The sequence below is a fragment of the Candidatus Eisenbacteria bacterium genome, from assembly GCA_018831195.1.
Classification (GTDB): Bacteria; Eisenbacteria; RBG-16-71-46; order CAIMUX01; family JAHJDP01; genus JAHJDP01.
Genome location: JAHJDP010000077.1, coordinates 168,466 through 183,052, shown reverse-complemented (window position 1 = coordinate 183,052; position 14,587 = coordinate 168,466). Strand labels below are relative to the sequence as shown.

General features: G+C 57.7%; 13 protein-coding genes. 9 read left to right on the top strand and 4 right to left on the bottom strand.

Annotation, left to right across the window (positions count from 1 at the left end; all coding sequences use genetic code 11):
- Positions 1–543: 543 nt before the first annotated feature.
- Together KJ970_13560 and KJ970_13555 are read right to left on the bottom strand one after the other, a co-directional pair.
- On the bottom strand, positions 544–5,214 hold the full coding sequence (locus tag KJ970_13560) for a tetratricopeptide repeat protein (GenBank protein ID MBU2691941.1): 4,671 nt from the start codon (positions 5,212–5,214) through the stop codon (positions 544–546).
- A 206-nt stretch (positions 5,215–5,420) separates the two neighbouring features.
- Positions 5,421–5,579: a hypothetical protein gene (locus KJ970_13555; GenBank protein MBU2691940.1), complete on the bottom strand. Its 159-nt coding sequence runs from the start codon at positions 5,577–5,579 to the stop codon at positions 5,421–5,423.
- 890 nt (positions 5,580–6,469) lie between these two features.
- On the opposite strand from KJ970_13555, the gene KJ970_13550 reads away from it, so the two are divergent.
- The 5 genes from KJ970_13550 to KJ970_13530 all read left to right on the top strand — a co-directional run bounded on the left by KJ970_13550 (position 6,470) and on the right by KJ970_13530 (position 9,550).
- Positions 6,470–6,976 (top strand): SEC-C domain-containing protein, encoded by a 507-nt coding sequence (locus tag KJ970_13550; GenBank protein ID MBU2691939.1) that lies wholly within the window; start codon positions 6,470–6,472, stop codon positions 6,974–6,976.
- 758 nt (positions 6,977–7,734) lie between these two features.
- A complete protein-coding gene (locus tag KJ970_13545) occupies positions 7,735–8,226 on the top strand; it encodes a YkgJ family cysteine cluster protein (GenBank protein MBU2691938.1) in 492 nt (163 codons plus the stop codon).
- Positions 8,227–8,299: 73 nt separating this feature from the next.
- Positions 8,300–8,488 carry a hypothetical protein gene (locus KJ970_13540; GenBank protein MBU2691937.1) on the top strand — a complete coding sequence of 63 codons (189 nt, stop codon included), beginning with the start codon at positions 8,300–8,302 and terminating at the stop codon, positions 8,486–8,488.
- 77 nt (positions 8,489–8,565) lie between these two features.
- A complete protein-coding gene (locus tag KJ970_13535) occupies positions 8,566–8,862 on the top strand; it encodes a hypothetical protein (GenBank protein MBU2691936.1) in 297 nt (98 codons plus the stop codon).
- A 229-nt stretch (positions 8,863–9,091) separates the two neighbouring features.
- The gene (locus tag KJ970_13530; protein ID MBU2691935.1) at positions 9,092–9,550 is read left to right on the top strand and encodes a response regulator; all 459 of its coding nucleotides are present in this window, start codon (positions 9,092–9,094) and stop codon (positions 9,548–9,550) included.
- Positions 9,551–9,604: 54 nt separating this feature from the next.
- Here KJ970_13530 and KJ970_13525 read toward each other — a convergent pair whose 3' ends face one another.
- Both KJ970_13525 and KJ970_13520 read right to left on the bottom strand, forming a co-directional pair.
- Positions 9,605–10,684, bottom strand: coding sequence for a J domain-containing protein (locus KJ970_13525; protein MBU2691934.1), 1,080 nt, complete (start codon positions 10,682–10,684; stop codon positions 9,605–9,607).
- Positions 10,681–11,037 (bottom strand): hypothetical protein, encoded by a 357-nt coding sequence (locus KJ970_13520; protein MBU2691933.1) that lies wholly within the window; start codon positions 11,035–11,037, stop codon positions 10,681–10,683. The genes KJ970_13525 and KJ970_13520 overlap by 4 nt, the downstream gene beginning before the upstream one ends.
- A gap of 346 nt (positions 11,038–11,383) precedes the next feature.
- Here KJ970_13520 and KJ970_13515 point away from each other — a divergent pair, with 346 nt between their 5' ends.
- The 4 genes from KJ970_13515 (at position 11,384) to KJ970_13500 (ending at position 14,586) form a co-directional block, all read left to right on the top strand.
- Positions 11,384–11,956, top strand: a complete 573-nt coding sequence (locus tag KJ970_13515; GenBank protein ID MBU2691932.1) for an RNB domain-containing ribonuclease — start codon at positions 11,384–11,386, stop codon at positions 11,954–11,956.
- Positions 11,953–12,663 carry a response regulator transcription factor gene (locus KJ970_13510; GenBank protein MBU2691931.1) on the top strand — a complete coding sequence of 237 codons (711 nt, stop codon included), beginning with the start codon at positions 11,953–11,955 and terminating at the stop codon, positions 12,661–12,663. The genes KJ970_13515 and KJ970_13510 overlap by 4 nt, the downstream gene beginning before the upstream one ends.
- 172 nt (positions 12,664–12,835) lie before the next feature.
- Positions 12,836–14,314: a B12-binding domain-containing radical SAM protein gene (locus KJ970_13505; GenBank protein MBU2691930.1), complete on the top strand. Its 1,479-nt coding sequence runs from the start codon at positions 12,836–12,838 to the stop codon at positions 14,312–14,314.
- Positions 14,200–14,586 carry a VIT1/CCC1 transporter family protein gene (locus KJ970_13500; GenBank protein ID MBU2691929.1) on the top strand — a complete coding sequence of 129 codons (387 nt, stop codon included), beginning with the start codon at positions 14,200–14,202 and terminating at the stop codon, positions 14,584–14,586. The genes KJ970_13505 and KJ970_13500 overlap by 115 nt, the downstream gene beginning before the upstream one ends.
- Position 14,587: the final 1 nt, after the last annotated feature.

The following is a 14,587-nucleotide window of genomic DNA, read 5'->3' as shown; positions in this document are numbered from 1 at the left end:
CCCTTGCATAAATTACACGATGGCGAAGGAGGGCGCGAGTCAAATGATGTCTATCCGTCCTCCGTTTTCTAAGCGGCCGGTCAGCCTGTGGCTTCTATCATTGTCTTTAGACCCGAGATCGTGGACTGTTTCCCTTCCTGGCCCAGGCTTTGAAGCCAGCTCTATGATATTGGATTGTGCAGCTTAGCTGAAGTGAGAAACGATAGGCCATTTTGGCCGGGTAACGGCAAGCGAAATCCAGGGTGGATGGTGATTTCCGGCAATTTTCCCCGACTTAAGCGACGCGCCGGAAATAACGGTGATGGAGTCCTCCGACTATCGACTCTAAGATGACTACCTCCAATCGTATCTCTGCGGGCAACGCTGTTAGCGAGGACAACTGGTAGATTGCGAGTTATTGGCGGAGAGCGGTATTTTCCAGCGCTGAGGTCGTCCGCGACATCAGAGTGGCGTGCAGAAACGCAGCCGATCCTCGACCCTGCCAACCGATTTGTTTGGATGTAACTGGCTGTATCCCAAACCATTACGGTCGAACTGCCCGCTTCAAGTTACCCGGCGGAGAATCTCATTAAGCTTCCCCTTGATGAAATCCCGGCGCTCGGGCGGCAGGCAGCGTGCGCCCTCAAGTCCCTCCCGGCAGGCGGCCTCGGCGGCGGCCTGCTCCCCGCGATGTTCGAGTGTTGCAGCTTTGATGAGGGTGCATAGGGCCAAGCCGTCCTCATCAGAGGACTCCCGGCAGAGCGCTTCACACTCGATGCGCTTCTCCCAGGTTTTATCCAATTCATCGAGGTCCATTAAGATACAGATCTGCATCTTGAGTCCCTCTTTGAGTTGATCATTATTCCCGATCTCGCGGGCGACTTGTTCGTGATCCAGATGCAGGGCGAGGGCTTCCCGTGTTTGTTGCCTATCCAGCGCGATGTTGACCTGGGCGGTGATATTGGCCAATAAATCGCTCTTCAACCCGTGTTCCTCGAGAAGTCTCCGTTGTTCCTTTAAGATGCGCTGGGCCTCATCCATCTTTCCCCTTTTTTGTTCGATCAATGAATGAATACCGAGGCTCCACACCCGCGCTTCAGCATCATCAAGGTTCTGAATGATTCCGTCATATTCGCCGAGCGCCGCCTGGGCGCCATCGAGCCCTTCTTGATTTAGCAAAATAGCGATTTCGAGACGCAGAATCGTCAGCGTCACATCTTCGTTGCCGGGATCTATCTCGAGCTCCCGGCGGGGGGCGAGAGTCGCCAGGGCCGCACTCGGATCGCCCGCTGACACCATGAGAAGCGCCTGGCGATAGAGGCAATCGGCGGTCGCGGCTCCATGTTCCAGATTGCGGCAGATATTTTCTTCCTGCTTCAACGTTTCGAGAGCCTTCCCCGGATCACCCATTCTCTTAAAACAATGGGCTTGGCGTGAAAGACTCGATACCAGCGCGATGTCATCATTCGTCTCGGCTGAAATCTTCTCGAGCTCTGCGGCGCAGGCCAGCGCCTTCTCATGGTCTTCCCTGTCATTGTAAAGATCGGCCTGGCACCTGAGGCTCTTCTTGAGTCCTTCCGGGTGGCCAGCCTCGCGACAAATAGCCTCCATCTCCCGGAATCGCTCCAGCGCCCCCTTCGAATCTCCCTGTTCCTCCAGAATCTGTCCGATATTTCCCAGCGCCAGCTGCAGATCGATTAGTTCTGAGTGCTCCCGGAAATAGGTTTCGGTCTGCCGCAGCAGCTCTAATGCTTTCCCGGCGTTTCCCCTTTTGTCCCAGATCAGGGCCTGATTGCCGATGCTGGTCATTACCTCGGACATGGTTCGAAGTTGGGTGGCTATCCGCTCTTGATATTTGTAACACTTCATGGCGCCGTCCAAGTCACCCCGGGTTTCGAGGATTACGCCCTGGTTGCCTATACTTCGCTGAAGCCCCTCGAGGAAATCTATTTCACGGTATATGCCCTCTTCCTCCTTGTGCGCCTTCATCGCCCCGTCGAAGTCTTTCAGCTTTTGCAATGCCAGCCCTTGATTGCCCAGGCAGACAGCAATACCGATCTTGTTGTCCAGTTCACGCCAGAGCTTCTCGGCGCTCTTCATTAGAGTCAGGGCCTCTCCCACCCGGCCGCCATCCCGCAGTATGGTCGCTTGATCATCCATCGAAATGGCCATGCCCTGCTTGTGGTCCATTTTATTGTACAATTCTTCAGATTCCCGCGATTTTGCCAAAGCCTCGCCCAGCCGGCCCTGCTTCCACAGCTGAATGGCCTGGTCCCGCAGCGCCGTGGCCAGATTGGGGCGGTGGTCGATTTGCTTGCTTATCGATTCAGACTCCTCATACTTTTTGCGGGATTGAAGATGTTCCCCCAGTTTCTGAAGTATCAAACCCTGATTCGACAAGATTTCGGCCAGCCGGTCCCGGCTTGAGGTGTTCCGGCATGCAGACTCAGCCTCGCGATAGTATTCCAGCGCTCCTTTGAGATCGTTGAGTTTCTCCGCTACTGAGGCTTTTCCAAGAAGGCCAAAGATCACTCCTCTGATGAATCCCGAATCCCGGCCGATGAGCTCGATCTCTTCAAACTTGCCACTGGCTTCGGTGGCTTTACCCTGTTCCAATTGGATGAGGCCCTGCGTGTAAAGAACCGAAATAAGCCTGTCCTTGTCTCCCAGCTCACGGGCCAATGGCACCGCTCGACGGTTCTGCTCAAACGCCTCCACCCGGTCACCGCGATCAAAATAAGCCGAGGCGCGCCCTATAGCGCAGGTGGACAGTAGCAGGCGGTCGCCATGCCTGCGGCAAAGCGTCTCGGCTGACTCAAAAAGCTCTATGGCCTTGTCGAGGTCGCCGCGTTGGTGGTGGATCTCGGCTTGATTGATCATGCACTGGGCTTGGCCCAAGTCGTCGCCGATTGAGGCGTAAAGCGAATTGGCTTCATTCAAGTAGTTCATTGCCTTTTCAGTCTCGCCTATCTCCAAAAAGAAGACCGCCTGGCTGTTCAGCGATACCGCCAGGCCCACAGAATCTTCCAATTTTCTGTATAACTTCTCCGCCTCTTCGTAGGAGCGGGCGGCCTCCTCCCGCCTTCCCAGGGAGTTCAGTGTGGACGCCCGATTGTGAAGGGCCGATGCCATGTTTTCGTATTCCTTCAGCTGGAATGAGTCGGTGACGTTGAAATCCCTGAGTTTCAGTGACTGCTCCAAGTAACCTGTGTCGTAGAACAACCTGCCGACATTCCATGCGAAATCCCGGAAACGGGCCGGATCTGTCAGGACCGGCTGATACGCCACCGTCATTTTGAAATCGCTGTTGCTTTCCAGCGCCGCCCAATGACTCTTTATCTCTAATGGATCCGTCTTCCAGGCGGCATTGAAAAAATCCAGATCGGATAGGAGGCCATAGAGCCTCTTCCACTCGCGAGCCGATTTCAGCTGCCAGGGAAGTTCATCGATTCTTCTACCGCCTGGTTCTGAATTGTCAAAGTAGTCGGCCAGCCGGATGTGAACTGCCTTCCTGGATTCATCGGACTCGAGATACACGTCCCCGACCGCCTCTCTCAGGTAATCATGCGCGAAGTCCAACAAACCCGAGCGCAGGATCAAGGATTCCTCCGCGGCAAGATAGAGTGGAGCCCAGTATGCGGCGGGAAGTGGAGTGCCCGTTTGCATATCTTTGTGTTTTGGAAATCCGAATTTGCCGAAAAAAAACGAGGTCCCGCTCCGCCGCTCCTGCAGTGGACCCAAGAGGTCGAGGAGCTCGCTTTCGGAGAGCCCCCGCCGCGCCGCCCAGATACAGGACATCGCCTGCCGCACCAATCCCTTGCAGGACTCCTCGTAATCCCCCTCCCAGCGACCGAGGACTTTCACATAAAGACGCTTCGCCGATTCGGCTTCAAGATAATAGTCGATGCGCCCGTCGAGATCCTCATGCTTCCCGAATAACCGAAGCTCCTCCAGCAGCGTTCGAAGGAAGAGCGGATTGCGGGTCTGATCGGCCTCTACAATGCGGTCAATCTGGATCGGATTGAGAGATTTGGCATATGGCCTTAGGAATTTGCGAATAAATCGACGGCGTTCGTCCTTATCGAGCCCCTTAATCGTCAGCGTCGGCCAATGTCGCCTTTCCAATTCATCCAACGCCCGCCCGGGGAGGGTCGACAGGATTATTCGGACATTGGCTGGGATCTGCGGAGGAAGCCATATCAAATCAGGCGCCCCATCCACATCTTCCAATTGATTCAAGGCATCCAGTATCAGGATAAGGCGGCCCTTGGCGGCGGCCTTATGGAGGCAATTGGTGAAGGCCGCACGCAAACCGGCGGGATCATTGGGAATATCCTGAGCCACTCCCATCAGGCGTTTGATTTCGCCCATGATCCTTTTGAGCATAGTGGCCCAATCGGTGCTGTGCGGCGACGATCCTATATAGTGACTCAGCAGGAAGACTTGCTCATTCCGATTCTCATTGGCCTTGGCCGCCCAGTTGGCCAAGAAGGCGGATTTTCCGGAGCCTGACTCTCCCAAGATGACGAGCGGTTGGCTCTCGCTCTCGATGTGGGCATCGATGGCTGCGAAATACTCTTCGCGCCCGATATAGAAGCCTAATCTACGTTTGGCGAATGCCTTGTGATCAGCGGCGGCCTGATCGAGAGGATCAAATCGCGCATCCGCCGGATAAAGACTGTTTATAACCCGTGTCAGATTCCGCTGCACCCGCTCATCGAGCTCCTCCACGTTAAGGTAGCCGCGATGCACCGGGAGTCCACTTGTTTCGATCTTCTCTTTGAGCGCTGCGAGTTTTAGTGATGAGGATTCCGGTTCCGGCCTATACCCGCGCTCTGCCCTGATTCTGCGCTCAATCTCCCGCGATTTCCGCGGGTCGCGAAAATAAAAGAAGGCGTGGCTAGCCATGGCCGGATTTTTGAGAACGCCGTGCAGTATCTCGAGTTCGGTTACACTCTTTTGCCCGCATCCTTCCAGCCAACCCTGCTCTTCGATGAGATCCGCTCCAATCTTCTCAGGGACCCAGCCGTAGCGCTCGCCGATCAATCCGATAAAATAGGGTCGGCACCTTTCGATTTCAGCCAGACAGATTGGCAGCACCTTGCCTTCGGCCTTTTGCTCGTCCGTCACGCCCCATCTCAGGTCCACGTCGATAAATTCAACATTGCGTTGCCGGCACAATTTCCTCAATTTGGGAAATGTAACTTTCGCTAGGTAGTCCCGTTCATCGCGCATATCAAGGAATGTTGAAGAAACGAAGACACGAACTACCCGGTCGCTGCTTGGGGGATAGGAGCTCGAATGTTCAGGCATATTGGCTCAATCCAGCCCGACATCGCCCCTCCGGCCGGAGGGCATTCAGGCGTTAATGACTCTGTAAAGTATATCGGTGCTTTAAACAATACTCGGAATCGCAGACACATCGCAAGCCCCTGCCCCGGTTAGGCCGGGGCAGCGATCCGCCGCCCATCCGCCGGCAGCATCTCCATCAAATCATCGTGGTGCATCAAGTACAAAAGGGTGAGGAATTCGATCACGGTCCCGGTGGGAAATTTGAGCGGTTCCAGGCAGGCCAGGCCCATGGCTATCTTCCGGACCAAGGGCACTCTCATTGCATGCCGCGCAGTCGGCCCCGCGTGGGACCGGCAAGCTTGTTGTTCTCCCGGTTCTCGTTGGCGTTCGGCACGCTTACTATCGGCGGTGCCGAAGATCGCGCTGCCACCCGTCACGACTCTTCGATTTTTGTGAATCCTCTTGTTAGACACACCGATTCGAAATCTGTATAGTCATCGGTATGACGAAGCCTAAGAAATTGGGAAGATCCAGGGCGGGCCGTTCCAGGACCGGTTTGAAACGGCACGAGTGGGTCGGAGGACGGTTGCTCTCTCCTTTTTATATCACCGAGGGCGGACCATACCGGCCCGAGCTGATTCTTTGGCTCGAGTTGCCGGATGACATCGTTGTTTCGTTCACGCTGCTCGATCCGAGGAAGGGCTCAGTTTCCCTCAGTGAGATGTTACAGAATGCAATGAAGTCGCCTCTTGTGGGCCCGCCACGCCGGCCGCCGCGCGTGCGCGTGGACGATGCCTTGGCGGTGCATGAACTCCAGCAGGCCTTCCCGGATCTCGAGATCGTGAAGGCGCCGACGCCGGAGCTGAATAGAATCCTCGAAGCGATGGCCCAATCCGAAGGGGTAGAGAGGTTTGGAACAGAACGGAGCTACTTCGAGGAAGGAGTCCTCTCCACGGAGCTGCTCGATGGCCTTTTCCGCATAGCGCAGGTCCTCTATCACCTCGCGCCTTGGAAGTTCGCCAACGAGGATCAAGTCTTGCGGCTCGACATCCCACAGCTCGGCATAGAAGGCGCCTGCCTTTCCATCATCGGTATTCTGGGAGAAAGTCGCGGCTTCATTATTTTCCCTTCGAAGGTGGCCCTTGAGAACTTCCTAGATGCCGCGCATGTAGGAAATGACACCGACGCGCCGATCGACATGGGTACGACCACGCTGTCGCTCGATTACGAACGCGGCGCCGATCTGCCGGGTGTGATGCTTCGCGAGGTGACGGAACATGGATGGCCCGTGGCAGGTCCGGACGCCTATCCTATCGTCAATCATCGAGATCAGGATGGTGTACCGAGACCCCTGACGGAGCATGATCTTCGGGTGGTCTCCGCTTGTGCCACCTCTCTGGTCGCGCTCTTCGCCAAGCACAGCCATATCTTCAGCCGGGAAGGCCTCGATGAACCTGTATGCTTGTCGTTCTATGACGAGGATGATCTGGAAGTGCGTTTCACCATGCCCTACGAAGCGGGGACATCGTTCGCAGTGAACAAAAACCCGCCGGCCGGCGTTTCCTCCCCGCTACCGGGATTGGAGTCTGAGAGGCCCCCGACCATAACCGGCGCTAAAATCGGGCGCAACCAGCCGTGTCCTTGCGGCAGCGGTCGCAAGTACAAGAAATGTTGTTTGCCGCGTGTTCAGCGCGAGAGCGAGTAAGCCGGGCGTCCCGCGGCCATCCACGATGGAGACCGGCGTCTCGTCGACCTACTCATGCACACCGGGATCCATCGATTCGGGGGGGAGTGGTTCGAACGCGCCTGCAAGGACTTTAACGATTGGGAGACGGTCGAACAGATCTGCACTCCATGGGCGCTATATCACATTTTGATCAAGGGGAAGCCGCTCGTGCATTGGTTCCTCGAGGAGAGGGGGAGCGAACTCTCGAAGCAAGAACGGACCTGGCTGGAGGCCCAGCGAGTTTCCTGGCCCTCGATCTGGGAGGTGTTGGAGACGGACCCGGGCCGCAGTATCAGACTCAGGGATCTTTTTACGAACGAAGAGCGACTTGTACAAGAAGTCGCCGCATCAAAAGCCCTGATAAGCCGGGAAGCCATTCTTGGACGGGTTGTTGATCATGATGGGATATCGGTTTTGTGCGGGACCCATCCGCGGGCTCTACCGCCCGTCGAGGCAGACAATGTAATTCAGCGGGTTCGCGAGCGGTTGCGCCGCCGACAGGCCGTGCCCGTTCTACGCTTGCAAAATGAGAAGATCGGCCCTCTTTTTATTAAGCGTTCATCCTTAAAGACTCGCCGGCAATTGTTTTTTTGTAGGGGGGTAAAAATCCCTCTTGCCGGATTCTGCCGCGCGATCGAGAATCCGGCTGATCACACGACATTTCAGCGATCCGAGGGCCCTTCGCGGTCCTCTTGTCGTATAGGTATGGGACTTCTTCTGCGATCAAAGGATGCTCTATGGAGATTCACGGGGGGCGGGAGGCGGATGCGACGGGCATTGGGGATCCTCTTCCCACCGCCAATGCCTGCCTTTCCTGCGGCGCCTGCTGCGCCACCTATCATGTCGCCTTCTATTACGGTGAAACCGACGATCTAACCCCGGGTGGGGTCCCCGCGGAATGGACCGAGGCGGCCGGCCCTTTTCTCGCCTGCATGAAGGGAACGTCGACTTTTCCCGTCCGCTGCATCGCCCTTGAGGGGAACATCGGCGTGTCGGTCCATTGCGCGATTTATCCGCGGCGGCCCAGCGCCTGCCGGGTCTTCCACGTCGATTGGGACGGCGCCTCCATGCGGGGGGATGAGGATTCCTACCGGCGGTGTACATTAAGCCGGGCTGCCTGGGGATTCCCGCCGCTGCAGGGGGTGATCATCGAGCCCGTGGGTGTGCCGGAATCGCCGTTGCCTGATCCCTCGCCTGGAACCACTCCCATCCCCCGGAAAGCGGCCTGATAGAGATTCCGGATGACTCGGCATCGGGTGTATGGTGTCGGGAAAAGTGATTGGCCTTGTCTGGAAGGATGTCATGAAACTCGCTGCCAAGCTTATCGTGATCCTTACGTTGGGAGCGTTTTTGCTGCTCGCCATAGATGCATTTCTCACCATCCAGCGCGAGATCACCTTATTTGAAAAAGACATGGCCCACGATGCCGGTGTGCTCGGCCACGGTCTGGTGGGCGTCCTGCGAGACATCTGGCGGAACAACGACCGGTGACCGGCCTCTCGACCGCGGTGGCCGAAAAGCTCCTCGCCTATCCATGGCCGGGAAATGTACGGGAGCTTCGCAATGCGATGGAACGGGCCGTCGCTCTGACGCGATTCGAAAAGATATCGGTTGAGGATCTTCCCGAGCGCATCCGGGATTACAGACGAAGCCACGTGATCCTGAGCAGTGAGAATCCGCAGGAGCTGGCGCCCCTCGATGAGGTGGAGCGACGCTACATCCAGCACGTGCTCGAAACTGTCGGTGGCAATCGCACGGTGGCCGCGCGCGTCTTGGGTCTCGATCGAAAAACCCTTTACCGCAAACTCCGCCGCCACGAGGAGGGGGAAATCGACGCGGGCGGCGTGAGCGACGCGAGCGGCTGAAGTTAATTTTTTAGTTCCCCCATCCGGGGCAATCTGCCCGCCAGGGGCATTATGCCCCAACGCCGGCGCCCGTTGCCCGGCCCTAATGCATGCGAAATGTCCAACGGCACATGGCACGATCCTTGATCCATTCTATGGAGAGAGCGGTTGAGTTCTCTGCAATGTGAATCTCATCGTAACAGCCGTCCAGCCGGATCTCGGTGACGGAGGAATGGAAAGGAGCACAGCCATGCGAAAGAAGAATATGGAGTCCCATCCGAAATCAGATGTGCAAATGAAAGAGAAGTTCCGGGTCCTCCTCGCTGAGGATGATAACGAGATGTGTCGTCTGATTGCCTCGGTGCTGCGCAAGGATGGCTACCATGTCACCCAGTGCAGTAACGGGATTAATCTCCTGAGCCACCTGACGTCCTATGTCAACGAGACCAATGAAGAGCACTACGACGTCATCATCTCTGACATCCGGATGCCTGGCTTGACGGGGATGGAGGTTGTGGAAGGGCTCCATCGGATCCCAAAAGCGCCCCCCATGATTTTGATCACCGCTTTCGGCGACGCGGAAACCCATGCAGCGGCGTTGCGACAGGGCGCCGTGGCATTGTTAGACAAACCGTTTGATATGGAATCGCTTCTGGATCAGGTCCGATCTCTGCTCCCCGGTCAACCGGCCGCATCCACCGGAAGCTGATAGACGACGATTCATAAGGGTGGGGCGCATCAGGTTATTCGAGGCGCCGGACTTTCACGCCCCGCACTTTCCCAGCGCCTCGAACAGCTCCCGCTGTTTCGAGGTCAGTTTCCCGGGCACGGTGATCATGACCCGCGCGACATGATCCCCTCCACGGATACCCTGGCCCCGCAGCCTGAGTTGCGCGCCGGATGAGGTTCCCGGCGGGATGGCCAGCTGGACCCGCCCGCGAAGGGTCTGCATCGGCGCTTTGCCTCCGAGGGCCGCGGTGGCCGCGGGAACCGGGACCTCTGAGTGAATATCATTCTCCTCGCGGCGGAAGACCGGATCGGGGCGTACATTGACATGGACCAAAAGATCCCCTGACGGACCACCCCCCGTCCCGGCGCCCCCCAGTCCCTTAAGGCTGAGAATCGCCTTATCCTTCGTTCCTTCCGGAATGGTGATGTTGAGCGTGCGCGTTCGTTCGACCGTGCCCTCGCCGCGGCACTCCGGGCATTCCTTAGCGGGATCGACGCCGGTGCCGTGACAGGCCGCGCAGGGGCGGGTCATGGTAAAGAACTGCCCCTTATCCCGGGACTGCGCGGTGACCCGCCCACTCCCCCGGCATGTTGTACATTCCGGATGGTCACCCACGGCGCCCCGTCCACGGCAGCGCGGGCAGGCGACCGCGCTTGAGAGTGAGACAGAAACCTTTCCCCCCAGGGCCGCCGTGCGGAAGTCGACCTCGAGTTGGACCTCGGCATCATACCCGGGGCGGGCCGCGCCGCGCGAGCGGTGGATCGTCTCGCCGAACTCTCCGCCGAAAATGCCGCCGAAACGGCGCAGGATCTCGTCGATCGACATCGACGGCGCATCCGACGCGTAAGTGGCCGATCCGTCAGCCCCGAAGGGGCCGCCTTGTCCGGTTCCGGATGGCGCCCGGCCCGCCAAGGTGTCGTCATACTCTCGGCGCTTCTCCGGATCGGAGAGAATCTCGTAAGATCCGGCCAGTTCCTTGAACTTTTCCTCGGCGCTCTTGTCATCAGGGTTTCTGTCCGGATGGTATTTGAGGGCGAGGGTGCGGTACGCCTTCTTGATTTCCGCGGGGGTGGCGGAGCTCGCAACACCAAGGATCTCGTAGTGGGTCTTCATCGCGACCCCCCGGAACGGACGCGCCGGATCCGCACTTCCAGAGTCTCCTCGGTAAATCGGATGATCGGGTGCTCGGGATCGAATCCGGGAGGCACGGGAAGGATACCTATCAGGATCGCGGGTTCGGGCCAGGTCCTGTTGGCGCGAACAATGAGAACTTCACGCGTGATCTCCACGTCGATGTCGGATTCGACCACATCTTCAAGAGGCACAAACCAGCAGAGGCCGGTGGCCTGAGCGGCCCACCGGGCGATGACCTCCCGCACGCCGGTCCTCTCACGCATGAGCATCGCGTACCGGCGGCGCAGCCGTGTGATCTCTCTCTCAATCTCCTCCAGCATCTCCGGTCGCATGCGGGTCCTCCTTGGGTTGCTGTTCCCTTCCTTCATCCTCTACACTAATTTTCGAGGTGAAGAAAGGATTTCACCGAAAGAGGCATTTGAGGATTCCAGCATGATGAGATAAAATCGATCCCATTGAGGGAGGGAGCCTGTACATTAAAGAGGTTGCGATCATAACAAAGCCCGCTGGGCTTTCAGGAGACCGGAAAAGCCGGTGGGTGACGCACCCCTCAAGGGATCGTATGAAGCACAGCAAGTTCCGGCCGACGACAGTCGCGAGAAATCGCTTACCGGACACTTGAACAAATACTACGATGCGATCATCGCTCGCCTGCGTGACGCGGAGTCTATATACATTATGGGTCCCGGAGAAGCAAAGGGCGAGTTCAAGAGACGCATGGAACAAGTCCACCTCGGCGAACGCATCGTTGGTATGGAAACATTTGACCGCATGACGGATCGGCAGGAAATACGCCGGCGCGGGCTCGAACCCGATTTTCCGGCCCCGGCGCTCCCGGGAGGCGGCGTCAAGGTGATGGTGGCCGTTGCTGATGTCAGCACCCTGGTGCCATCGGGCTCGGCGGTGGATGCGCATGCCGCCGCCAACACGACCTCGATCTACACACCGCCCCAGAATTTTCCCATGCTGCCGGAGCGGTTGAGCACGGATCTCATGACGCAAAGGCTGGTCAAGACGGCGGCAGCCTGCCTGCTTGATCGTCGAATCGGACACCTGTTCGACGGCGTCGTCACCGGCACCTCTCCCAAGGGGACGTGGGCGCGCATCTTCAACCCACCGGTGGAGGGGCGCATCACCGAAGGAATGCAGGGGCTCGATGTGGGGGATCGGGTGCGGGTGAAGCTCATCCACACCGATCCGGAGCGCGGCTTTATCGATTTCGCCCGCGCTGGGAGGGAGAATCACTCATGACCAGGATTCGGGTACTGCTGATCGAAGACAATCGCCTGCTGCGCGAAGGGATCACGGCCATGCTCAATGAACAGCCCGACATTAAGGCCGTGGCAACGACCGGCAATGGAGATGCTTTAACAAAGGCGAGGAAACTGAAGCCCCAAGTGGTCCTGCTGGATACCGGTCTAAGGAGCCAGAACAGCGTGCGCGTGGTGCATTCGATCAAGACGGAGTTGCCTGAGACTCAAGTGATCGTGATGGACCTGATCCCTGTCCAGGTTGACGTCGTTACCTTCGTCAAGGCCGGCGTTTCGGGATTCATTCTCAAGGATGCCAGTCTTGATGACTTCCTGCATACCATCAGGGAAGTCGCCACCGGCAAGAAGGTTCTGCCGCCGCCTCTGGCGGGCTCGCTCTTTTCCCAGATCGTGGAGCACGCGATCCAACATGGAAACCCGGACCAGTTGCTGCGGGCGGTCAGGCTGACCAAGCGGGAACGCGAGGTCATGGATCAGATTGCCGGTGGAAAGAGCAACAAAGAGATCGCCGCCAAACTCCACATCGCGGTCCATACGGTCAAGAGCCATGTCCATAATATTCTGGAGAAACTGGCCTTGCATACGCGCTTGGAGCTGGCCAGCTTTGCCCACCGAGAGCGGCTGACCGAAATCCCCGCGGATCGTCCACCGGCGGAATCTGCCGGACCCATCCACCCAAAGGACTAGCTCCTTTATCCATCCTTTGGCCGATTGCCTTCCTCAGCGGCCGCGTCGAAGATTCTTATGGTATGAAGAGTCTTGACGCCGCGCGGCACAACGGGAAAAGGCGCCATGAATGTCTTGCCGACTCACTGTATAAAAGACTCCACCGCCGCGCGGTAAAGCAGGAAAGGGCGCCATGAATGTATTACTGATTTACCCGCAGTTTCCCGACACCTTTTGGAGCTTTAAGTACGCGCTGGCCTTTGTGCGCAAGAAATCCGGTCACCAACCCCTTGGCTTGATCACCGTGGCGGCCCTGCTGCCGAAAGCTTGGAACAAACGCCTGATCGATACCAACGTTACCGGCCTGACCCGGGAAGACCTCGCCTGGGCCGATCTGGCTCTGGTCAGCGCGATGAACATCCAGCGCGAATCGGCCCTCTCCCTGATGACGCGCTGCAGAGAGGCCGGTGTCAAAGTTGTTGCGGGGGGGCCGCTCTTCACCGCTGAGCATGAGACCTTCGAACAGGTTGATCATTTCGTTCTCAATGAGGCCGAGTTGACCTTGCCCCCCTTCATCCGGGATTTCGAGGACGGCTGCGCCAAAGAGATCTACAGCACGAAAGAGTTCGCTGATCTCCGGCAATCGCCCACGCCCCTATGGGATCTCGTCGATTTGAGACATTACGCATCAATGAGCATTCAGTACTCCCGAGGCTGCCCCTTTGGTTGTGAGTTCTGCAATGTCACCACCTTGTTCGGCCATCGTCCCCGCACCAAATCAGCGGCGCAGGTCATCGCTGATCTTCAACACTTGTATGACCGGGGCTGGCGCCGGGGAGTCTTCATTGTCGACGACAACTTCATCGGCAATCGCAAACAACTCAAGCAGGAGCTCCTGCCGGCGCTGATCAGCTGGCGCCGGGGACGAACCGGCATGCCCTTCAATACGGAAGTCTCCATTAATCTGGCTGACGATGAGGAACTGATGGCCATGATGGTGGCGGCTGGTTTCGAAACGGTGTTTGTAGGGATCGAAACGCCCGATGATAGTGCCTTGCGCGAGTGCAACAAGGCTCAAAACCGGAACCGCGACCTGGTTGAAAGCGTCAAGCAGATACAGCGCGCCGGTCTCGAGGTGCAGGGAGGGTTCATCGTCGGCTTCGACAGTGATACGCCTTCGATTTTCCAGCGTCAGATCGATTTCATCCAGCGCAGCGGCGTCGTCACGGCCATGGTGGGCCTGCTCCAGGCGCCCCATGGAACACGACTTTATGAGCGCTTGAAGAAGGAGGGGCGCCTGATTGATGAGATGTCCGGGGATAACACCGATGGATCCACGAATGTTATACCACGGATGACGATGAAGACGCTGAAGGAAGGATACGAGCGCGTCCTGTCTCACATCTACGCGCCGAAACCTTACTACAGGCGCATCCGGACCTTCTTGAAGGAATACAATCCCCCCAAATTCGCCGCCCATCTCGATATGAACGACCTGCTGGCGGTCTGCCGCTGCGCCTATCGACTGGGCATCGCCGGAAAGGGGCGCAAGCAGTATTGGTCCCTGATATTTTCCACGGCCTTCATCCGGCCGCGATCTCTGCCTCTGGCCATCCGGCTGGCCATCTACGGATTCCATTTCCGCCGGATCTGCGAACTGAACATACGGTAGCATGGGATGTGCGCGGATCGGCTCAGCAGGGCACCATCGCCGCCGCGTATATTGCCGGAGGTTTTGTGCTGCTGGGGCCCTATTTTCTTTTCTCCAACGCGCGGACAGGTTTGGTATTCTCAGCAGCGGCGACCCTGGCGGCGCTGGCGGCATTTGGATATATAAAAGGTCGCTTCACTGGTACGCGACTGCTGCGCAGTGCGATTCAGAGCATGCTGATCGGCGCTCTCGCCGCAGCCGCAGCTTTCGCCATAGCCAAGATCATTGCATAGG